10 protein-coding genes are annotated in these 23,504 nt (G+C 36.9%); all 10 read right to left on the bottom strand.

The features are described from left to right. Window positions 1–20: 20 nt before the first annotated feature. Window positions 21–5,738, bottom strand: coding sequence for a cellulose binding domain-containing protein (locus AC07N0_RS18170; protein WP_494590344.1), 5,718 nt, complete (start codon window positions 5,736–5,738; stop codon window positions 21–23). 174 nt (window positions 5,739–5,912) lie between these two features. Continuing rightward, on the bottom strand, window positions 5,913–8,210 hold the full coding sequence (locus AC07N0_RS18175) for a hypothetical protein (protein WP_494590346.1): 2,298 nt from the start codon (window positions 8,208–8,210) through the stop codon (window positions 5,913–5,915). 44 nt (window positions 8,211–8,254) lie between these two features. Beyond that, window positions 8,255–9,169, bottom strand: coding sequence for a DUF5017 domain-containing protein (locus AC07N0_RS18180; protein ID WP_494590347.1), 915 nt, complete (start codon window positions 9,167–9,169; stop codon window positions 8,255–8,257). 18 nt (window positions 9,170–9,187) lie between these two features. Next, window positions 9,188–11,194 carry a RagB/SusD family nutrient uptake outer membrane protein gene (locus tag AC07N0_RS18185; protein ID WP_494590349.1) on the bottom strand — a complete coding sequence of 669 codons (2,007 nt, stop codon included), beginning with the start codon at window positions 11,192–11,194 and terminating at the stop codon, window positions 9,188–9,190. 39 nt (window positions 11,195–11,233) lie between these two features. Next, the gene (locus AC07N0_RS18190) at window positions 11,234–14,491 is read right to left on the bottom strand and encodes a SusC/RagA family TonB-linked outer membrane protein (RefSeq protein ID WP_494590351.1); all 3,258 of its coding nucleotides are present in this window, start codon (window positions 14,489–14,491) and stop codon (window positions 11,234–11,236) included. A 240-nt stretch (window positions 14,492–14,731) separates the two neighbouring features. Beyond that, complete coding sequence (locus AC07N0_RS18195) at window positions 14,732–18,274, bottom strand: SusC/RagA family TonB-linked outer membrane protein (protein ID WP_494590352.1); 3,543 nt, start codon at window positions 18,272–18,274, stop codon at window positions 14,732–14,734. Window positions 18,275–18,358: 84 nt separating this feature from the next. Next, window positions 18,359–19,342, bottom strand: a complete 984-nt coding sequence (locus AC07N0_RS18200; protein WP_494590354.1) for a FecR family protein — start codon at window positions 19,340–19,342, stop codon at window positions 18,359–18,361. Window positions 19,343–19,404: 62 nt separating this feature from the next. Further along, window positions 19,405–20,082 (bottom strand): RNA polymerase sigma-70 factor, encoded by a 678-nt coding sequence (locus AC07N0_RS18205; RefSeq protein ID WP_494590355.1) that lies wholly within the window; start codon window positions 20,080–20,082, stop codon window positions 19,405–19,407. Window positions 20,083–20,238: 156 nt separating this feature from the next. Further along, window positions 20,239–21,762: a glycoside hydrolase gene (locus AC07N0_RS18210; RefSeq protein WP_494590357.1), complete on the bottom strand. Its 1,524-nt coding sequence runs from the start codon at window positions 21,760–21,762 to the stop codon at window positions 20,239–20,241. 312 nt (window positions 21,763–22,074) lie between these two features. Next, on the bottom strand, window positions 22,075–23,448 hold the full coding sequence (locus AC07N0_RS18215; RefSeq protein WP_494590358.1) for a family 43 glycosylhydrolase: 1,374 nt from the start codon (window positions 23,446–23,448) through the stop codon (window positions 22,075–22,077). Between the last annotated feature and the right edge of the window lie 56 nt (window positions 23,449–23,504).

A 23,504-nucleotide genomic window follows, 5' to 3' on the forward strand; every position in this document is an offset into this window, starting at 1 on the left:
ACGAATAAATGATAATATGCTTATTGTTTGATTACTTTAATCACTTTTGTTTCTATTCCCGAGCTGACTCTCAACAAGTATATCCCACTTGCTAAATTATTCATTCCTATCGAAAGCCTTTCTGCGTTTTGTGGATTTTGAATCAATTGTTGATAGACTTCTATTCCTTGGATATTGGTTAAACTAAGGTCTAATATTGCTCCTTCCGTACCACTAATATCTAATTCACATTGATTATTGACGATTGGATTACCTAGTACTTTTACCTCAAAACTTGATGGTTCTTCAAGACTTGCAGACATTCTGCTTCCTGAATTACTAGTTGGTTCAGTGCCGTAAATCAATTGTCCTTGATAATACACTGTTATCTTATCATTCAACGCCATTTCGGAATTACTTGAATAAGAATAATCGTCCGCTTGAATAAAATTTGACCAATCTGTTTTGGCAATTCGGTATTGAATATTTCCCGTGCTACTTAAAGGATATAAAGTGCCTACATTTGTATTTACACCCAATTCCAGATAAGTATTAGCCCCTGTTTTTACAGGATTGAGCGTGGTAAATTGTGCTTGAATATTAGCATTACCCAACGCCACATAATCTAAATAATAATTCAAGGAGGGTGTTCCTTCCTTCGTAAACCAATAACGTACTTTTAAATCTCCATAGCTTACTGGTACATTTCCTTCATTATTGATTTTTAGATAAGTACTAATCGTATTACTCGTTGATGCCGTTTTACTAGCAGTGTAAACCTTAATTTTCAGGTCGTTTGCTACAGTGGCAGGCTCAACACCATACACTAGTTGTCCGTTTCTGTATAAAGTAATGTGTTCGTTGAATACATAAGAACTTGCATTAGCATAAGAATAATCGTCGCTTTCAGAAAGATTCGACCAATCGATATTGGCAAAACGAGATTGAATAATGCCTGAATTTGAATAGGCTGATAAATTGCCTGCTGACGCTTCAAAACTATATTCGATATACCCTAATGCTCCTGTTCTTACATTTGGCAAGGCTACATATTTTATTTTCAATTTATTATTCCCCAACTGTGCATAATCTATCCAAGTATTGATGCCTTTATAATTTTCAGCTGTAAACCAATACCTAACTGTGAGTTCATTATAAGGAATAGCAACTGAACCTTCATTATAAATCGTCAAATTTGGTTTTATTTGATTGTTTGCCAGATTGTTATCACCATCTTGATATTTTACTTTTAATACAGCAACTACTGTCAACGTTCTACTTATTTCTGTAGCAACAGCATAAGTATTATTCCCTGCTTGCGAAGCTGTAATAGTAGTCGTCCCTGTTCCTACCAAATGTATTTTATTGTTTACAATCTTTGCCACCAATGTATCAGCACTCGCATAAGAAACGGTTAAGCCCGAGCTAGCTGTAGCTCCTGCATCAAAATCTGCATCTCCCAATGTTCTATTTGCTAGTGCATTGAAAACAATACTTTGCGATATTTTTGAAACCATTAATGACTGACTCACTGATACCGCAAGATTATAAAGATTATTACCCTCTTGCGAAGCTATAATCGTAGTCGTCCCTGCTCCTACCAAATGTATTTTATTGTCTACAATCTTTGCCACCAACGTATCAGCACTCGTATAAGAAACGCTTAAGCCTGAGCTAGCTGTAGCTCCTGCATCAAAATCTGCATCTCCTAAAGTTTTGTTTGCTATCGCATTGAACGTGATATTTTGTGAGATTTTTGAAACAGTTAATGACTGACTGACCGAAACAGCAGGACTATAAAGATTATTACCACCTTGTGACGCCGTAATTATCGTAGTACCAGCACCGACTAAATGAATCTTATTGTTTATAATTTTAGCAACCAATGTATCAGCACTACTATAAGAAATTGCTAATCCAGAAGTAGTTGTTGCTCCTGTCTCAAAATCTGCATCCTCAAGTGTTTTGTTGGGTAAGGCATTAAATGTGATACTTTGAGATTGAATAAAATCATTGCTTATTGTAAAAAAACCAAAGCTATTGACACCTGAGAAATTCACACTTTTACTCGTAGCTGTCAGCACTGTTGGCGTCACTAAAGAACTAGCCGATTCCCAAGTTGTATTTATTGAGTTATACTTCATCAACTGCACTTCTGCTGATGGATTGAAATCAGCATTGCCTTGGTCATTATTATACCCTAATTGTATATTTGTCGTAGAGGCAATGGCAGGTGTAATCGTCCAAGTACGATTCAATGCTTTTGATGGTACTAATAAACCAGCAGGCGTATTACCCTCTTGTACTCCAACGGTGAATATTGTTCCTGTAGCAGGTGTAACCGTTACTGAATTATAACTTGTGTTAGATGTCCCTATCCATAATGGTGTAGCTACATTGGCTGCGGCCAACTGTTTATAAACAGCACTTGGCGCTAATGTAAACCAAAGAAGGCCTGTTCCATTACTCGTATGCCCATTGGCTGAAATAGGTGCCGTTGTTAAATTCAATGCTGTTGTTGAGCCATCAAGTATTCCCCCATCTTCCACATTAACCTTTATGCTTTGTGTGCTGACATTTTTTGCCATACGCACATTGGCTCCGACTTTCAATACGCCACCATTTTTTACATTAACAGTCAATGCTTGAACAGGCGTTGGACTAGTAGCACTCGTATTTGAATACAATACAAAAGGTGATAAACTGGCATCTAAAGTTCCGTAGATATTATACGTCATATCACCATAATTACCAGTACCTCCTAATGCTAAAGCAGTGTTTGTATTGGTTTCAGTCGCATTGGTTGGTGCATGGAATGATGCATTCTGATGCGTTAATGCTACTGTTTTTCCTGCATTAATCGTGAGTGTTTTAGCTGCATTTCCAGATAATAAAGAGAAACTATTAACCCCGCTTGTGGCAGTAGTATTATTGCCAAAATTCATGTCTATATCGATAATTATTTGCTGAGCAGGGGCATTCGTAGCTGGCTGAAATCTAGCAATATTTACTTTTCCTGTACCTGTAATGGTTTTAGTGCCTGTACCGCCTGTGTATAAACGTATGCTTTCTCCATTCGTTTTGGTTGTAGTCGCTCCCAATGTTCCATCTACTTGTAGTATATCTCCATTAAACGTCAAACTTACAACCGACCCACCAGCGGTAGTAGTTCCTTTGTAAGTTCCCCCTACATTGATAATGATGTTTTTGGAAGATGTTAAGTTATTCGACGCCGTCCAAGTACCGCCAATGACTACATCATTAGCCGTTGTTATGGCAACAGAGTGTGTCATGGTACCATTCATTATCAAGGTATTAGAGACTGTCAAGGCAATCGTTTCCGTCAACGTTGCTCCACTATAAACGGTTAAATTCTTACACACACCCGCTGTAGTCGCTAACGTAACATTATGACCCGACAAAACATGGACATTAGTTGTAGCCGTAGGTGCTGTAGTAGTTGTGCCACTATATCCCCCGCTTCCATTAGCAATATTCCATGTTCCACCATTCCAGTTCATTGTACCTGTAGATACATAATCTCCTGTTGCAATATTGGTTACTGCCAGTGGTTTAGATACACTCGTAGCAGCCGCATAATCATCATTTCCACTTTGAGACGCTGTAATAACCGTAGTACCAGCTCCCACAATATGAACCTGATTATTGACAATAGTAGTCACTGAAGTATTAGAACTACTATAAGTAACTGCCAAACTTGAACTTGCGGTAGCATTTGGATTAAAATCAGCATCGCCAACTACTTTTACTGCCATAGCAGGAAAGCTTATTGTTTGAGCAGGCAAAGTTCCTACATAAGTCAATGTAAAATTATTAATCTCAAAAGTATTGCTAGTGCCTAATATTTTTATGCGCATACTTTGCACACCAGCATTGAGTGTAAAAGAAGGAGAAAGTATAAGATTTTTCCAATGTTGACTACCATCTGACCCACCAAAAGGAATCATGATTTCTCCTGTTTTATCAATTCCATTAAACTCTATTTTGATTTTTCCACCTGCTAACAAAGCGGCATATTTCATGTCCAATTTATACCGTCCTATCGTTGGAACATTAACGGTATAATTGAGCCATTCGCCATTTTCCAAAGAAGTCAGATGATGCCCACCTTCAGTACTAGCCACAATATCTACGCGTTCATTGATACGATATTGCCCACCTGTATTAGTACTAGATAGGTCATAATAACTTTTATTCTGTCCATCCCCAACAAAATAATCAAAGTTTTCGGCCTCTAGCACACCCGGAAAATTATTCATCATAAATGACGGCTGTCCATTAATAAATTTACAAGGGTCACCTGCACATAGAGATGGTCTTCGGAAAGTTAAACCGCCCCACCCTGGGTGATCTACCTGAAAACCTTGACCTTCATAACCTGATTCCTGTATGGAAATATCGAACACTCGTTTTGTCCATTTATATTTTTCACTAGGTACGCCTATGCGGTCTTTATAATGCCCAAGTGCTAATTCATGAATTGGGGCTGATGTTGATTTAAAAGAAGTTCCACGGGTTAAATCGGTTAAATTATTCCCATTCCAAGGGTTTATTTTCAACGATTCCCAACGCCCACTTCGGTCTTTGCGACGAATAAATTCTCCTGATTCAACGGTTGGTTCCCAAGGTGATGTTTGGTCAGGAAAAGAATAACTTAAAGAAGCATTATAACGCATCCCAAACTCTAAGCCAAGCAAAGGTCTATTATCTAAAAAACTATATAAATCGTCACCTTGATTCCACGCCATTTCGCACATCGTAAGAATATTTGAAACTCCACTAACGGCATGTCCTTGGTCTCTGGACGACTCCTGACATTGTCCGTTTTCCCATATATAATTCTGAATCAATTCATTATAGCCATAATCAGTAATGGTGTTTTGAATGTATGGCGACACCAAAGAGAACTCGTTATAATATTCATTTGAAGTACTAGCAGGGCTAGTGGTGGTAATCGTTGGGCCAGAAGGATAAGGCAAATCATCTGAACGGTGAGGTTCACCTTTTAAATATTTCAAGGCACGTTCATACATTACTCTATTATCTAAAAATACCCCCATTGCCATAATACCTCGCATGGCAAAAATACCTTGGTTGCCATGACGTCCATAATCACCATTATACATGTACCAATAAAAAGTAGCGTCTTGACTATTGATGGCTGCCGTTGGCTCTACCGTTGTTGAATATCCCGGATACACTAACATGGCCTTGAATCTATCAATATCAGCTTGATTCCAACCAGAATACGTATTTTTGATAATCTCTGCTCCTTCAAGCATTTTCCAGATAACCCTTCCTGCATCCAAAGCTTTGGTACCATTAGATACAATTCTTGTCAGGTTCGACCAAGCATTGAAAATTTCAACAGATTTCTTTGCATGGCGTTCATCACCAGTAATATACCACATCAATGAATTATAATAAGCTGCCAAGGCATCGTATTTAAAGAGCTCATAATTATACCCAGTCGTTGCAGAATTTTCTACTAATGTGGTTATACTTGAATTTCCACGCACGGTATAATTATAGTTGGCGTACTGATTGGCAGAGAAGTTTTGGAAAGAGGTTTTCCAAGGGTCTAAGCCAGCCTGCACCATATATTTCATACGGTCTAAATCTGATTTTTTGTGGGATAACCCCGGATGGATGAGAGGGTTACCTCCTTGGGAATATCCAATAGAGCTTACAAGGATGCCCAGCACGAGCCCCCGTAATAAACGGTAAAAATTTTTCATAATTATTGGTTTTTGTGATTGCATTAAGGTTTATATAAAGACGTATACACATCAATAAACACTTAGCCGATAAGCATTTATCTTTGGGTAAAATTCATTTTTTACTGTTGAAAAGGCATGAAAATATAGAAGTATGTTTTATACTCCTACAAGCAATTTATAAAATGGCAAATATTACTTTTTATACAAAACAGTGCTACTCATAGCCTTTAGGCTAATAACTTCTGTCGCTATTTGTTCACCTGTAGCTACATTAATGGCTTTTTTAAAGCGAGGCAGTATGACGACATTTGAGATATCAGTTTTAGAATTATTCATCACAATGAAATAATTTCCATATTCTAATTTATAAAAATTAGCTCGCCCAGCATAAGGATTTTCGTCGCCAATTTTATACTTCATCCCCTCAGGTATTTTAGCAATTGGCTGTTTTTCTCCAGCATGGGCTAACACCAAGCCATCGGGATATTTTAAGCCTCCATTTCCAAAAGCCATATTAGTATAATTAGGCACTGTATGCGTGTTCCCGCTATCTTCAAATTTTTCTGCTACAGCTACAGTAGCAATGTTACTATAATTGGGGGTGATATAATGTACCCTTGCCAAATTGTTGATAGCATTTCTTGCACGCCAGTACAACGAAGCGAATAAGATTTCTTGGTTATTCTTAATGACGATTACGCCATCTTCTTCATCAGAGAACACCAAGTTAGGCTGTTTCCAGCCTAATGGCATTTCATCAATTAGTGGTTGGTGGTTTTTAATCGCTTCATATTGACTCGGTACTTCTAATAGTCCTGCTGTTATTCTAAAGGTTGTGTTTTTCATTTGCTCTTCTAAAACAGCAAAAAATTGGTTGTCTGCCAGCATTTTCTGTGAATAAGCGACCAATTTAGGATGCATGGTGGCAGAGGCTATTTGAAAAGGACCACCATCCCATGAAGGACGCTGAACATAACAAACATCACCGGGATAATGCGTATCTCGCCAACCTACGACTGTCTCTACACGCATCGCTTGGTTGCCTTCATTATCTACGGTAGGATAGCGGAAATAGGTTCTTGCTAAAGCAATTTTTTCAATCTGTTCCTTGATTTTAGCATCACCATTAGGGTTTAAATCAGATTTGGTTGCTTCATAAATTTCTGCAACCCAGTCTAATACTTCACCATAATTACCTACATAGCCTAATTCTTTGGTCAATCCTTTGGCGGTTAACTGCCAATAATTATCTCCTGCTGTTTTGGTAGGATTCCCATTGATATCCTCACTGCCTAGCCAAGGTTCTAATCCCACAGATTCGTATAAGTAGTGAAGTACTTTGCCTTCGTCAGAAGCTTTATCAGGGGCAATCACTTGCAAGCCTTTATTGGCATAATATATTCCATAAAGGTCATTAATCATGGATTGATTCGTATATAGGCGACGGTGTTGCTGGTGACTAATTCTACAATCTACTAACATTGACGTATATGCTTCCTGTCTGCTTATTGCTAATGCTGGTATTGTTTGTTTGAAAGAATTAGCTAATTCATTGCGTAGTAAATAGATTACTTGTCCACAAATTCCTAAACCAAACCATTCTGCATTCCAAGTAGCAGGGTCTGAATAAGCTAATTTAGGGTTTTGTAAATACTTTCTATACAACTCATCAATTCCTTGTAATGTTGCTCTAATCACGTCAGGATTATGATATGCCACTGACCATGATGTATGATAAGCTTTTGCCAAAAACTGTAGTTGCACTTGTGAAAGCGGTTTTACGGATTTCAGTAAAGTTGTGATTTCATCATTTACTCTTTCTTTTAAATGCACTAGAACCTCTTCATTAGGCGATTTCCTAATTTTAGAATTAGGGACTCCTCCTTGTTTTTCTTTTTTATCAGGAGCAAAATCAGGATTAATATGCGCATACACGGCATAAATACCACGGGTAGGTTCTTCCATATTTTTTTGGTATTTATCCCAAGTTTGCCCATAACCCCATATTGGACCATTACTCCTAATTTCCACTTGAATCTGGCTTTTCCCTTTTGTCAGAGACAATGGTAATGGCAGTGTAGTATAAAAAAAACGGTTGTTATAAAAAGGAGCATCATTCCCAATATCTAGCATATCTACCTCTCCCAAATGCCTTGCTCCTATCTGCTTACCTTCACAAACTAAGTATAGGCGATTTTGAGTAATATCGTTCCCCCAGAATTTAGCAGTAATATAATTTGGCTTTTCTTTATCTATGTTTAGGATAAAAGATACCGAACCACCTGTCCACGAAGGACTAGGCGGTGGTAGCAAAACGATAGCAGATTGTTTTAACCCGCCTTCAATTACTTTCGTATTATTATTTTGTAGCTGATGTTTTGTATCAGATTCTTTGTTTCCAAAATATAATTGATCTGATACCTGAGCCATCATATTTGTACAAAATAGACTCAAAATACCTACTATCAGCATTCGTGCTTTACTTTTCATTAGCTTGAATAACTTAAATGTGAATGTTTCAGATAACAGCTTGACTATGGAATAACCTTAATAATTAATTCACGGACAACTTCCGCGTATTGATTGTCTTTCGCACTATTGCTCCCTACAAATATTATTTTATAAGTCCCCGCTTTGTTAAACTGATAACTGTAATTAGTAATTAGCTGTGAGGTGTTTTTGACGGCCACACCCACATCAGGTGTTATTTTCGATAAATTAAAAGGTTTTGTGATGGCCCAATCGTCATCACCACCCAACGAATAATCCACTAAGCCTTGTGCAAACACTAGCGAACCCGTTAAAGTCCATTTAAGCGTATCACTTTTCACGCTCAATGTCTGTATTCCTACCAATCGAATATCAGAAGTTGATGTGTTATGTAAATAAGTAGCCGTATTGGGGAATACGTTTTTCATCTGAAAATTACTAACTGTCCAAGACCTTGCTCTTGAAGCACTTGTAGATAGATTACTCTTATATCGAAACGCTACAAACAAGGAATCTTTGGCTGAGTGAAAATCTGATAAATCTATTATCCCCGATGCCGTACTGGTAGTATTGGTAGCCAATTTAGCACGACTTGTGATGTCTGTCCAAACAGCTTTTTTAATACTAACAGAGTCCATAGCACCCGAAAAGTCTTTAGATACCAACACACTTAAATTATTATTCTGACCAGTAGCCGTGCAAAGTGTATTAAACGATAGTTGATTGACGGCACTATCTGCTTTGCTTCTCTTTCGGTACTCATACATTTTTCCTAGTTCTCCAGAATAGAAAGTGATGTTATCGGGTGTGCCTTCAAAATAGAAGGTGACATTTTTCCCAACTTTATAGGTTGTAGAATCCGTTCTAACGTCAAAAGTAGGAGAAACAAACTCTACAGTATTGCAGGCTACCAATAGAATAGGTAGGATAATCAGCAACAATACATGATATTTTTTCATGGTAATTATATTTTATACTTAAAAACCTGGGTTTTGTGTCATTTTAGGGTTCAATATCAAATCTCTAATAGGGATAGGCCAAAAAACATCCCTTGCCGAAATATTATTAACTGGCGCTAGCGCTGGGGAAGCTACTGCCGTTGAAGCAGCTGGAATATTAGCCACTAATCCATTAATATCATTCGCCATACTTTTGATGGTCATTACTAAAATTCCCCATCTTCTTAAATCTCCTATTCTAAGGGCTTCAAAGGCTAATTCTCTGTAGCGTTCATCCTGAATTGCTTTCCTAAAATCGGTTTTTGAAAGTCCCATTGGTAAATCAACTTCTGGTTTTGCACTGATGGTGGCAGTAGCAACTGCTGCGGCTCCTGCATAAGTAAAAATAGCTCCTGTAGTGCTAGCACTAGATGCTCCCGAGGTTTGAGTCGGTGCAGTATTTGTACTCACGCCTGCGGTTGTAACGGTATATAACCTACCATTGGCAGCTACTTGTGTCCCTACTGCATAGATAGTATTAGCAGTCCATTGATTTCCGATCGTAATAGTAGGATTTGATGCAAATCCACTTCCTTGGTTTGTCAAAATCAAATGTACTCTTCCTGATACAACGGTTGCTATAATTTTTACACCAGAACCACCCCCACCTGTTACAGTTACCGTTGGAACATTCGCATAGCCGACTCCTGTATAACCTGTCCCTTGGTTGGTCATTGTGATGTAATCCACTACTGGTGTACTAACAATCGCTCTTCTTCGTACCTGATTTACAGCATCATACGCCAACGCCGTAGGGCCATTTATTTCGTTTTCAGCTTCTGCAAACATTAACAATACATCTGAATAGCGTAGTAATGGCATGTTAGTAGAATTGCTTCGTTGTTGAGATTTATTAATGGCAGTCTCGTATTCTCTACGCCATTTAGCAGGCATTCTTTCCCATAATTGAGTAGGGCTTAGATACGTTTTTACAGCATTCGTATTATTGTAATTCCCAATCGTCCAGTCTCTACGCGTATCGCCCGCTTGGTATGCCTTATACAACCGTGGATGGATTTTATGATAACCATACACATATCCACTATCATAGCTCACAGCTCCATTGATAGTAGGGGCATATGTCTGTGCTACTCCATTATAAATACCCACAACGCCTGCTGTATTCAAGGTTGAGGTGGGAGAAATATAATTATAGCCCGTCTCCCAGATAGATTCGTTTACATCATACTTATCTTGAATTTGATTAATAAATATTTGCTTGAAATCAGCGTTTAATGAATGTCTACCTGAATTTTTAAGTTTTGTAGCCCAACTTAAAGCATCTGCAAAACGCTTCGTATCATTCACAGGGTCGCCAGCAGCAAATAAACATACCCTTGCTAATATTCCTTGAACGGCATCTCTCGTTACTCGCTCTGAATACCCCAACGTGGCGGTTGTCTGGTCGGATAGTAAAGAATCTGCTTCTGTCATGTCTGCGATTATTTGGTCATACACTTCTTTCACTGGTGTACGTGGACGAACTCCATCTTGGGCTGATTCACTTGATTTTAAATGCAAAGGCACTCCTCCAAACCATTGAGCAAGCATAAAATAATAGTACCCTCTTAAAAACTTGGCTTCTCCGATAGCATGGTTTCTTACTGATACCGACAAGCCCGTTGAACGACCGATATTATCTAGTAGATTATTGGTATAATTGATGGCAGTATAGGCGTTTGTCCAAACACCCGAAATGTAGGTGTCGCCAGAAATGTTATAATAAGTAGCTGGACTTTGCTCTGTAGCACTATAAAAATATCCTTCATCTGACGATGCCGTGCATCTTACCAAATAGTTTTCGCCTAATCCCGAATTTTTCAAGTTGGCATATAGCCCTGAAAGGGCATAATTTATTTGCTGTTCGTTTTGATAGAAGGTCGTTGTTAACGAAAAATCTTCAGGTGCGGGTTCTAAGAAAGATTTGCAAGAACTTATGCAAAACATACTAATAATACCCAATATCAATAATCTTAGTTTTTCCATAATATGATATAATGCGAATATAATGATGATAAAAAGTGCTTATAACGTAAGATTTAATCCTACGACCATTACTTTAGCCCTTGGATAGGGTGAAAAGTCAAACGCAGGCGTTAATGCACTATTTTTAGTTGATACCTCTGGGTCTGGCCCTTGATAGTTTGTCCATGTTTTAATATTTTGTGCTGAAGCATAAACTCGCAATGCTGAAATACCTGCTTTTTTCAGGAATTTTGGAGGAATATTATAGCCCACAGAAACCGTTTTCAAACGGATAAATGAACCATCTTCCACATGGCGACTTGAAAATACTCTTACCCCACCAGCATTTGTTCTTGCTCGTGGAAATTCTCCATCTTGGTTTGTCAAACTCCATCTATCAGCATAACTAGCAAAAAAATTCATTCCTAAATCTCTATCATCACCCGTAGTTGTACTTTCCATCATGATACGATTGGCATTGAATACATCGTTTCCATAAGACCACTGAAAAAATACGTTAAGGTCAAATCCTTTATAAGTAAAGGCATTGGAAAACCCGCCAATATGCAAAGGATAAGGATTACCAATCACCGTATTATCGTTATTATTCAATAAGCCATCTCCATTCAAATCTTTTAATTTAGCATCCCCAGGCTGAATACTCGCTTTTGTGCCATAATAAGGCACGCCATCTTTAAGCACATAACTTGTAGCAGTACCATTTCTAGAAATATCAAAATCGCTTAGTTGGTATAATCCATCAGCAATAAAACCGTAAAATTGTGCTACTGTCTGACCTACCTTTGCTACATATAAGGAATAGCTAGTTAAGTTGCCAGAGAAAGAACCCGACACACTCGTTAACATCGCATTCTCATTGTTGGCAAGTCTGAGTACTCTATTTCTATTAAAAGAAATATTGAAATTAGAACTCCACGAAAAATCTTTTGATTTTACATTCAAGCTATTCCAAGTAAATTCTAAGCCTTCGTTCTGAATATCTCCTACATTCTGAAAAGCAGAACTAAAGCCCGTTGTACTTGAAATGGTAGCATTTAATAATAAATCATAGGTTTTCTTTTTGTAATAATCTACTTCAAGGTTTATTCTATTATTGATAAACCCTAGTTCTAAACCGACGTCCAGCATGGATGACGTTTCCCAAGTAAGGTCAGGATTGGCAATCGTTGAAGGTGCCGAACCGACCGTAACAACATTATTAAAAGCGTACCTACTATTAAATGGCGTAGTTACGGTGGCATAAGTAGCAAAGTCGGAAACCCTGTTATTGCCTGTAATGCCGTAGCTCACTCTTAACTTTCCATCTGAGATAGTTTTGTTCCATTTTTTCAAAAAAGGTTCATCCATAAAACGCCATGCAATGGCTCCCGATGGAAAATATCCCCATTGATGACTCTCTCTAAACTTTGACGAACCATCGGAACGCATACTTGCTGTTAATGAATACCTAGATTTATAACTATAGTTAATTCTTCCTAGATAAGACATCATCGTATTGGTACTTGAAGCAACCCCTACACGAAAAGGTGTCCCTTCATCTAAACCATTAATCCCAAGTGTCTCGTTAGGAACTTGCAAAGCACTGAATGATCGACTATTATTTGTGTTTTTTTGAAGTGTAATCCCTACCAAAGCACCAATTGAATGGTCTTTGCCAATTTTTTTATCATAAAATAATAAGTTTTCATTTTGTGTATTCAACGTTCCTCTGGTATTGATTGCTCCGTTCGGTCCGTTGGTAGCACCAAAACGGGTGAGTGGACTACCTGTTCTGGTAAGGCTATTGTAGAAAAGTCTCTGCTCTTCGTTGTTTAGGGTAATTCCTCCAGTTATCCTCAATTTAAAATTCTTTAGAAACTTATATTCCAAATAGGCATTGGATGAGAAAGCATTCTGTGTTCTTTCATTTATTTCATTAGTTGCCTGTATATAAGGATTAAATCTATCAAGGTCTGTGTTAGCACTTGAACCATCTTCTATAGTATTCTCTAAATCTGTAATACTCATCAAACCACTTACTGGGCGGTATGACCAAACGTTATAAATTAAGTTATAATTAGCATCATTCACTGAGCCTGTGTTGCCAGAGACCGTTTGTGTATTTACTACATTACCATAACTGGTTGTGACCCCATAATTACTGGTAATGCCTATTTTTAAGTTATTGTTTACTTCTTGGTCCAAAACCAAACGTCCTTGGTATCGATTGAAACCACTATTGATAATAAGTCCTTTTTGATCTACAAAATTACCCGATAGCAAATAAGATGTTTTGCCTGATTTTCCAGCCAAAGAAAGAGAATGATTTTGGAAGGCTGCCTCCTGATACATTTTATCTTGCCAATCTATTGCCTCAACGTTCTTATAGCTTTCCAAGGTTTTGCTATCTGTAAAATAATTGGCAGCTGTCCATGTAGGATTTATATCGGCTTGCAGTCTCACAAACTCATAGGCATTCAATAAGGCTATTTTCTTAGCAATTTTTTGTGTCCCAAAATAAGTGCTATAAGTAATCGTTGGTTTAGCGGCTTTCCCTCTTTTAGTGGTTACAATAATCACCCCATTAGCCCCTCTAGCACCATAAATAGCCGTGGCAGAAGCATCTTTTAATACTTCTATTGATTCTATGTCGCTCGGATTCAAGGCATTATAATTAGCAGATTCTTGAATAAAACCATCAATAACAAACAAGGGTGCTGTGCTACCGCTTAACGTACCCGTTCCTCTAATCACAATATCAGCATTTGAACCTGGCTGACCGTCGGCAGAGGTAACTTGCACGCCTGCCAAGCGACCTGCTAAGGCTTCATCAAATGAACGAACGGGAGCTTTCTCGAAATCTGACATTTTTACTACGCCCGTTGAGCCTGTATAATCTCGTTTAGAAACAGAGCCATAGCCTGTAGAAATTACTTGAACTTCATCCAATACACTGGTTTCTTCTTGCAAGGTAATCGTCAATACTGATTGATTTCCCAAGACTATTTCCTGTTTCTTATAGCCAATAAAACTAAAAACAAGAGAGGCTTTTGCTTGACTAACTGTTATTTTAAATTGCCCATTTTTATCTGTCACAACGCCTTTTGTTGTTCCTTTTATGCTCACAGTAACGCCTGCTAGTGTTTCGCCATCCGCACCTTTCACAGTACCTGTATACGTTTGGTCTGCTAATGATGTGCTAAGTGGAAAATAAATATTTGTATTGCCTGAATGTGGACTGGCAGCAACAGTGCTTGAAAGCAACTGGACTGCTAGCAACATTATAGTCAATAGAAATGGAGTAGTAGTTTTTTGCATGATTTATCGTAATATGTTGTTGTTTATACAGAAATTTATAGTTAATCGATTATGCTTTAAGACACAATACTTGCTTAAAACCTTATTTATCAGACGATTAAGCCATTAAACTATCATAAGTACAAGAAAGTCGTTGATTGTTTATATTTATATGACGAATAAGGATAAACTATTACTTAGTCATTTTTATTTTTTTTTCAAAAAAATTAACACTAGTTAATGATGGAATAAAAGAGGTATTTAAAACGTAAGATTGATGCCAAATACAACTGATTTAGCGCGGGGATAGGGTGAAAAGTCAAAACCAGGGGTCAACGGACTATTTTTTGTGGATACTTCTGGGTCTGGTCCTTGATAGGATGTCCATGTATGAAGATTTTGTGCAGATAGATAAAGGCGTATTTGTTCCATTTTCAAAGCTTTTACATACTTTGAAGGAACGTTATATCCTAAGGAAAGTGTCTTTAATCGTAAATAAGAGGCATCTTCTATTAAATCAGAGGAGTAAACACGCTTAGTGCTTGGGTTCGGAATTGCTCGGGGATAACGGGCAGTCTGATTATCAAATGTCCAATGGTCAGCATAAGTCGCCAACATATTAAGTCCCAATCCTCGATTATCGCCTGTAGTTATACCTTCCAACATCAATCGATTGCCATTAAATACTTCATTACCATACGACCATTGACAAAACAGGTGTAATTCAAAACCTTTATAAGTAAAAGTATTCGTAAATCCCCCAATATGAATGGGAAGCGGACTACCGATCACGGTCATATCATTATTATTTAAGTAACCATCTCCATTAATGTCTTTTAGTTTCAAGTCCCCCGGCTGAATAGTGTTGCGGTTTGTGCCTGCAAAAGGGATGCCCTCTTTTAAAATATAGGTAGTGGTAGTACCAGTTTTAATTTTGTCAAAATCGTTTAGTTGATACAAGCCATCTGATAGATATCCATAAAACTGTGCAATGGGCTTCCCTATTTTGGCAATATATAGCGGCACATTAGCGAGTTCTGACGAGAAAGAATTAGAAACAGCATTTTCTAAACGAGCAATCTCATTATTAGCCAAACTTAGAACTTGGTTTCTATTGAAAGCAATGTTAAAATTACTCTTCCATGTAAAATTATTCGTTTTAAGGGTAAGGCAATTAAACGTCACTTCTAAGCCCTCATTTTGAATATCGCCCACATTTTGAATAGCATTAACAAAACCTGTCGTGCTCGAAATATTAGCATCTAATAACAAATCATAGGTTTTTTTTTGATAATAGTCTATTTCAAAAGAAGCCTTGTTATTAAAAAAAGACAGTTCTATCCCTACGTCTAGCATAGCAGACGTCTCCCAACTCAAGTTAGGATTGGCAATAGAGGCAGGGCCAACCCCTTGAATTACTTCATTATTAAAGCTCGCTCTATTATTGTAAATATTATAAGAAACACTTGACAACGTGGCATTTTCGGCAATTCTATTATTTCCTGTCAGCCCAAAGCTTGCCCTCATTTTGGCATCTGAAATCCACAATAGTTTCTTCATAAATGGTTCATCACTCAGTCGCCAAGCCAGTGCTGCTGACGGAAAATATCCCCAACGATGATTAGCGGAAAATTTTGAGGAGCCATCAGCCCGCATGGTCAATGTCAATAAGTATTTGTTTTGATACCCATAATTTACTCTACCTAAATATGAGATAATCGCATTCGATGTGGAAGAACGCCCGACCCTATAGGGAATTCCTTCATCCAGACCATTGATGCCCAATGATTCATTGGGAACTTGAATAGCTGTAAACCAATTGGATTTGATTGTGTTTTTTTGAAGAGTAAATCCAGTTAGCATATTCAGCACGTGTTTTTTCCCAAATTGTTTATTATAATACAGTACGTTTTCATTCTGATAACTCAATATACGTTCTGACTCTACAATGCCATTTGCACCATTGAGCTGTCCTAAATATGAAAGTACACTTCCTGATTTTGTCTGACTATTATAAAACTGATTGTGGGTATCTTCCTGAGCATTAATACCTCCTGAGAGTTTAAGTTTCAAGTTTTTATTGAATGAATATTCCAAATACACATTCGATGTCAATACGTTAGTGGTGCGTTCGTTTAACTCGTTGATGGTTTGGATGTAGGGATTGAAACGGTCTGAATCAGTATTGCCTGCCCCTTGGTCTTCTAACGTATTTTGAAATTCTTTTAAAGATAGTAAACCACTGAGAGGTCTATAACTCCAAATACTATACATTAAATTATTCGAAGGATGATTGGTAACTCCTTTAGCAATGGGTAAGGTTTGAGTATTGGCAACATTACCATACATATTCACAATGCTGTAATTACTGGTGATACCAATTTTAAGATGTGAATTGATTGCTTGGTCTAACGATAGTCGCCCTTGATAGCGACGGAAACCACTTTTAATAATAATGCCTTGCTGATCTACAAAGTTACCAGAAAGTAAATAACTCGTTTTGCCTGTACTGCCAGAAAGCGATAATGAATGGTTCTGGAAAGGAGCCTCTTGAAGCATTTTATCTTGCCAATCAATTGAAGGAGCATTCCGATAACTTTCCAGCGTTTTACCATCGCTAAAATAATGTTGTGTTGCCCAAGTAGGATTGATTTCTGTTTGTAGCTTTACGAACTCATAAGCATTTAATAATTCCAACTTTTTGATGATGCTCTGCGAACCATAGTAGGCATTATAAATAAAGGTGGGTGTTGGTTTTTTGCCTCTTTTCGTCGTAATTACCACAACACCATTTGAGCCTCTCGCTCCGTAAATAGCAGTCGCCGAGGCATCTTTTAACACTTCAAGCGAAGCAATATCGTCAAGATTCAGGGCATTATAATTGATATTTTCTTGAATGAATCCATCAATTACATACAAAGGGGCAGTACTTTGAGAAATAGAACCTATTCCTCGAATGACTATATCACTATTTGCACCGGGTTGTCCGTCGGGCGAAACTACTTGTACGCCAGCGATTCTACCAGCCAAGGCTTCGTCAAGCGAACGGACAGGGGCTTTGGCTAAATCTGACATTCTAACACTTCCAGTAGACCCCGTGTGGTCTCTTTTAGTAATGGTTTCATACCCTGTTGAAATGATTTCTATTTCGTCTAACGTATTGGTTTCTTCATATAAAGTAACATCAAGGTTAGTCTGATTTCCTACTAAAATTTCCTGTTTCCTAAATCCTATATAACTGAATATTAACGTAGTATGGATGGGTACCGACAGTTTAAAGGTGCCATTTTCATCAGTATAAGTTCCATTTTTACTATCCTTAGCAACGATATTGGCTTCAGGTATTGCTTTTCCAGTACTGTCTTTTACAATACCTGTGATATTAATTAAAGTAGGAGCATTGAGAAGTGACGACTCTTTATTTGCTGGATTTTTAGGAGGAGCATTGTCTTTAGAAGACTGTTCTTTAGTAGGATAAATGATATAAACACCTGTTTTGGTTTTAGTATAACCAAGGTTGAATGGCTTTAATAATTTTTCTAAGTTATATTCTAGTGTGTTCTTCAAATTCAACACATTGGTGTTCACAAAAAGTCCATCAACATTTTTGTCGAAAAAAATAATATCAATTTGATAATGATTCTTTATGTCTTGAAGAATTTCTTTGAGCGTTTTCTTAGGTGTTTGCTTAATGATATATTGTTGATTTTCAACTGATAAACAATTAGCCTGTAGGTTATTTTCAACCAGAAAGAAACCTACTAAAATAATCCTACAACAAAAGGATAGTAAGTTTATTTTCATATTAAATATGCTTTCGGATTTCAAGTATCTGTTTAATCAAATCAGTGTTTATAGCATCTAAAAAAAAAGCCAATTGCTTAAAAATCAAAGTTGAATAAATACTCTATTACCTTCTTTTTTATAGGTAAAATTGGCGGCTACTGAGATAGTTTCTAATAATTCATCAGCGGTTTTAGCAGGAAATGCCCCCGAAACAGTCCAACTTTCTATCTTTGTATCAGGCAATACTACTTCCACACCAAAGCTTTCTTGAAAGATATAGACTAATTCTTGCATCGTAGTCTGGTCAAAAACAAAGCGGTGTTCTTTCCAAGATGAAAAAATAGCGGGATTTTTATTTTTCAACAATACAGATTCTCCGTTTTTATTGATGTTTATTAAATCACCAGGCTTCATCATAATTTGCATGTCTTGACCACGAAACTGTACTTTCCCTTTTGCTAATATAACCTTCCCCCCACGTTGGCGACTAAAAACTGAAAATTCTGTTCCTAACACTTCCACTTCAAATTGATTGGCTGTATTAACGATAAAGTTTTGATTATTGGGCAGATGCTTGATTGAAAAACTAGCTTCCCCAGCTAAAAAAACCGAGCGAGCATAATTATTAAACCCAAAGCGAGGTACTTTTAAAGATGAATTAGCATTGAGAAATACTTCTGAGCCGTCTTCCAAAACCACATGCTGTGTTTCGCCATAAACTGTTGTATAGTGTTTATAAAACAGTTCTTCTTTTTTATAAAAAAATCCTAGTCCAAGCATACAAAGCAAAGCCACCGAAGCCGCTATCATGAAGGGAAAAGATTTCTTTAGCTGAACAGGTGGCAAAGGCTTTTCTTCATTTTCATCTACTTTGAATTGCTTCATTCTTGCTAGATGCCGTTGATATCCCTGCTCAGCAGGTGCCCAATATTGCAGATGTTCTTTTTCCCATGTTGCTAAACATTCATAGAAAAACTCTTTATTCTTGGGCTCTTTAATCCATTCGTCTATATATTGTTTCTGTAGATGGTTTGCTTTGCCGTCGAAATAATTATATAAATATTCTTTTGTGATAAGTAGTTTCATAAATCGTTTCGTATTTCTTATATGACGAAAGCTAAGAGTTTATTACTTAGTGGCATTAAAAATTAGAGAAATAAATTTACAAAACACCCTACAAACAAATACCATTTTCCTTGTAGGCTCTCTTTTATTTGGCGTACTGCTTGGTATAAATGTGCTTCTACTGTTCTAATAGATAAATCTAAATCATTTGCAATTTCTTGGCTTTTCTTCCCTTCAAAACGATTTAACAAATAGATTTCCCTTCTTTTCAAAGGCATTGCATTAATCGCTTTTTCTACATCCTGATACAGCTCTTCATATTGTGTGACAGCATCGGGATGATTATCTATTTCTCCTGCTATATACACAGCATCATCTAGTGAAGTATTTTTATGGCGGATTTCAGCCCTGATATAATCATAAGCCCGATTTCTTACACACATAAATAAATAAGCCCTGAAAGAGGTTATGATGGTTTTGTATAGCTCTTTGTTATGAAAATCAAAAAATATATCTGATACAATATCCTCAGCTACTTCCTTTGACGTCACATAACGAATGGCATGATTACACAAAATAGAATAATAATTCACAAAAAGCATTTCGATACCTTTATCGATATTTTGATTAAAAGCTTCTTTAATCAAGTATTCAGTATCAAGCAGTTTGATTTGATTTTCGCGCACATTATCACTGATTGAAAAAGTAAACATGTTGTCTCCTTCTTCTTGAATCGCTATGTTATCTTTCAAAATGCTCATTCCTTTCGTTAATATTTTGCTTGAGAAGTAGTTTTCGTCGAAAACAGCAATGCATTTGTCGCTATTCCTTTTTATCTTCTATCTTAAAGATAAAAAAAACTACAAATTGTACTCTTTTTGCACAACTTTTCTTCTAAAATTTTAACGACGTTATTTTTATCGTTCAAATGTACTAACCAACGTAGTAATAGAGCGAGCTTGAATAGTAATAACTTGATTGATTTTAGTAGCTGTTTGTGGTTTTAAATCAGCGTCTTTAGAAGTTACATAAGCTTTAACGCTATTGACTTTGATGTTCTTTACTGAAAGTCTTACGTCAACAGGATTAATATCCGTGTTGATGATTACTGTAATGAGTTGCTTACTAGTAAGGTCTTTATAAGAAGAAACTAGCAATACATTTTCGGTATCTTCATTGTCAATGTCAGCCGCAATACGCTCTGCATTAGGGCGTATAAATCGACTAAAATTCCCAAAACTCCATAACATTTTGCTTGCACTAAAATTACCTCCCGATGTTGATTTATCAATATAGACTAAACCATCCTTGTAATTATAAGGAGAGATGGCTAACCACCAGTGCCAAGCTGTTGCATTTCCATTTACTAAATCGTTATGAATTGTTCGTGCTATATACAACGCTGGGTCTATGCCAAGGTCTTTTTTACTGCCATTCATTTCACCTGAGTTTTCGCCAAGAATGCAGTATTCAGACATCCAATATTTTAAAGAAGGAATCTCTGCTACTTTATTGGCTAAAAGTTTTCTTTTATCACGAGCTTGTGTAAAAGGAGAGCTTGTAAAATAACTATGTCCTGATATTGCCTTTTCTACATTAGGCAAATTTCCCACATAGTTTGGCGACGTTTGGTTGAAAAAATCAAATACCTGATTCCCTTGTGCAGGTTTATTATGCCCTGAATATAGAAAATCTAGTTGTCCAGCTTCTGCTATATTAATTTTTGTGGGTAATTTTTCTTTTAATAACCCAGCACTCAATGAACGTGTTATTCCCGCAATTTCATCATTTTTAAAAGGTGTTCCTTCTTGCCCTCCGTCGCTCCACTCCCACTGTGGTTCATTTACAGGACTTATGTAATTAAACATAATACCTGTTTTATCTTTAATCCCTTTTATTACTGTGGTAAGAAAATTAGTAAAGGCATCAAAATTATCGGCACTTAGATTGGATTTTCCAGCGGTGGCAAATGCCTTTTTATTAAAGGTATATTGAATCGGAGGAGAGTTTGTAAAGGCCAAGAACTGATTAACTTTTCGTTGGTTAGCTGCATTCAAAAACCATACTTGACCAGCTTGTTTATCCCATTGGTATGTACCATCCTCATTTAAAAAAGACTCTGCCCTTCTCCATTCATCTTTAATGCCACTGTCGACTCCTTTTTCAGTACTTCCTGCACCAATGTTGAATCGCCAAAGCGATAAACCAATGCCTTTGGGTTGGCCGTTACTACTAGTATCTTGGCTGAACAATAAATCTGCGATAGCATTTCTGCTTATATCTGGCCAATTACCCACAAATTGACATGACCACGCATCAGAAGCTCCAAAATGTTCTATCTTTTGATACGTTTTAGTGGCATCAATATTAATCGTTCGCTTTTTGTTTACTACTGCTGTTTTTATGTTATCTGATATCACCTGTGCCTGTAAGCAGCTCATTATGGAAATAAAAAAACAACAAATAATTACCTGTCTCATTTTAAATAGGGTTTGGAGTATTCTGTTTGATTTTAAGCTCATTTGTTTAGATTATCCAGATGGTAAGCATCACGACGATTATTATTGAAATGGAAAAAAGGTAGAAGCTTACAGAAATACAAAAATATCTGCTTGAACAGGAATGTTTTCAATGTTTACCAAAATCATTGAAGTACATGAAGAATCTTATTTAAAGGTTATTTTTTTATCGAATCTTTAAAAAGAAAATGAATTACAATCTATTGGAAGATATCCTATGTTGATTCTTCTAAGTTAGAATACTCTAAATTCCCATAACCCTGCTGTTCCTTTCAAGAAGGTTAACCTTAGATATTGTGCTTTTATGCTACGTTCGTCGATGTGTGGCGACTGTATTTTAATATCTGGGTGACCTCCATAAGGTTTCCAACTTTTATTATCTGTTGAATACTCTAATACATAGGCATGCCCAGCCGTTGGCTTTACAAAATAAGATTCCACCTTTTTGATGGCTGTTTTCTTTCCTAAATTTACTGTAAAAGTTGCTGTACTATCGTTAGTATTGGCCATCCATCTAGTGCCATTTGCTCCGTCAAGGGCATTTTGTGGCAAATAGGTTTCGGTTCTATTGATGCTTTTGTCTTTTACATAAGGCACTTTATAATCTGCTAATGTAGAAGATGCCTCGGCGTATTGAATATCAATTCCTTTCTTCACAAGATTAGGAAATGGGTCAACGCCTTTATTGGTTAATTGGATAGGCTTAATCGTTCCATCTTCATTAAATTCCATTTTATCAATCCATACTTGTCTGTTCGTACTCGACCGCCCAAATTCTAAATAGGTAAAGTAATAATCATCTTTGATATGAAATACATTGCCATGCCCCGGCCCATAGATTTGTTCTTTCACATCTGTTTTAGCGATAATATCATCTTCTGGATAAATGAATGGACCGAATGGTGATACTTTACTATATTGATAAGCATACACATAGTTTTCATGACCGCTCAATGTATAAAGATAATAGTAAATGCCTTTGCGTTTGAAGAAAATAGGTCCTTCAGAATATCCCCCTCTTTTTGTAGGCAATTTAACAATTGATGTGGTATCTAAGCTCACCATATCAGGATTCAATCGTCCTGCTCCACGTTGTGCCCAAAAAAGATATGGCTTTTGGTCATCATCGATAAATACTTCTGCATCAATCCCTTTTGTTCCTTTTGGCGCATCCATTTTTAATAATGGCGCGGTATTGGCTTTAGAGAAATCCCCTTTTGCTAAAGTAAATGGCCCTGCTGGGGAGTCTGCCACTGCCACATAAATATCATGATTTACTGTAGGATAATAGTAGTATTTATCTTTTACTTTTACAGGATAGCTGGGTGCCCAGAACAATTGTTTTTCAGCAGCGGGAAAATAAAACCCCTTGAAAGACCAAGTCTTTAAATCTTTAGATGACCAGAGTACAGGTGGACCAGCAGTAGCCAGACCTTTGTTGTAGCCATCGGTAGTGGCATAGCAATAAAATGTATCTCCAAACTGAATAATACTTGGGTCGGCTATCAAGTCTGGAATAACAGGGTTATTATTGACAGATTTTTGAGCTTGAATCAATTGTACATTCAACAACACAATGCTTAATAAAAAGAGTATTCTTTTTGTCATATTTTTGGTGGTTTAGTGCTAAAGCCTAGTGCAGGTATGCAAAAACATACCTGCAC

Source organism: Arcicella sp. GW821-FHT09D11 (assembly GCF_059416265.1).

Excerpts from the sequence above, each read along its gene's own strand:
- AC07N0_RS18170 (WP_494590344.1), bottom strand. The coding sequence starts at position 5,738 with ATGAAAAATTTTTACCGTTTATTACGGGGGCTCGTGCTGGGCATCCTT.
- AC07N0_RS18175 (WP_494590346.1), bottom strand. The coding sequence starts at position 8,210 with ATGAAAAGTAAAGCACGAATGCTGATAGTAGGTATTTTGAGTCTATTT.
- AC07N0_RS18180 (WP_494590347.1), bottom strand. The coding sequence starts at position 9,169 with ATGAAAAAATATCATGTATTGTTGCTGATTATCCTACCTATTCTATTG.
- AC07N0_RS18185 (WP_494590349.1), bottom strand. The coding sequence starts at position 11,194 with ATGGAAAAACTAAGATTATTGATATTGGGTATTATTAGTATGTTTTGC.
- AC07N0_RS18190 (WP_494590351.1), bottom strand. The coding sequence starts at position 14,491 with ATGCAAAAAACTACTACTCCATTTCTATTGACTATAATGTTGCTAGCA.
- AC07N0_RS18195 (WP_494590352.1), bottom strand. The coding sequence starts at position 18,274 with ATGAAAATAAACTTACTATCCTTTTGTTGTAGGATTATTTTAGTAGGT.
- AC07N0_RS18200 (WP_494590354.1), bottom strand. The coding sequence starts at position 19,342 with ATGAAACTACTTATCACAAAAGAATATTTATATAATTATTTCGACGGC.
- AC07N0_RS18205 (WP_494590355.1), bottom strand. The coding sequence starts at position 20,082 with ATGAGCATTTTGAAAGATAACATAGCGATTCAAGAAGAAGGAGACAAC.
- AC07N0_RS18210 (WP_494590357.1), bottom strand. The coding sequence starts at position 21,762 with ATGAGCTGCTTACAGGCACAGGTGATATCAGATAACATAAAAACAGCA.
- AC07N0_RS18215 (WP_494590358.1), bottom strand. The coding sequence starts at position 23,448 with ATGACAAAAAGAATACTCTTTTTATTAAGCATTGTGTTGTTGAATGTA.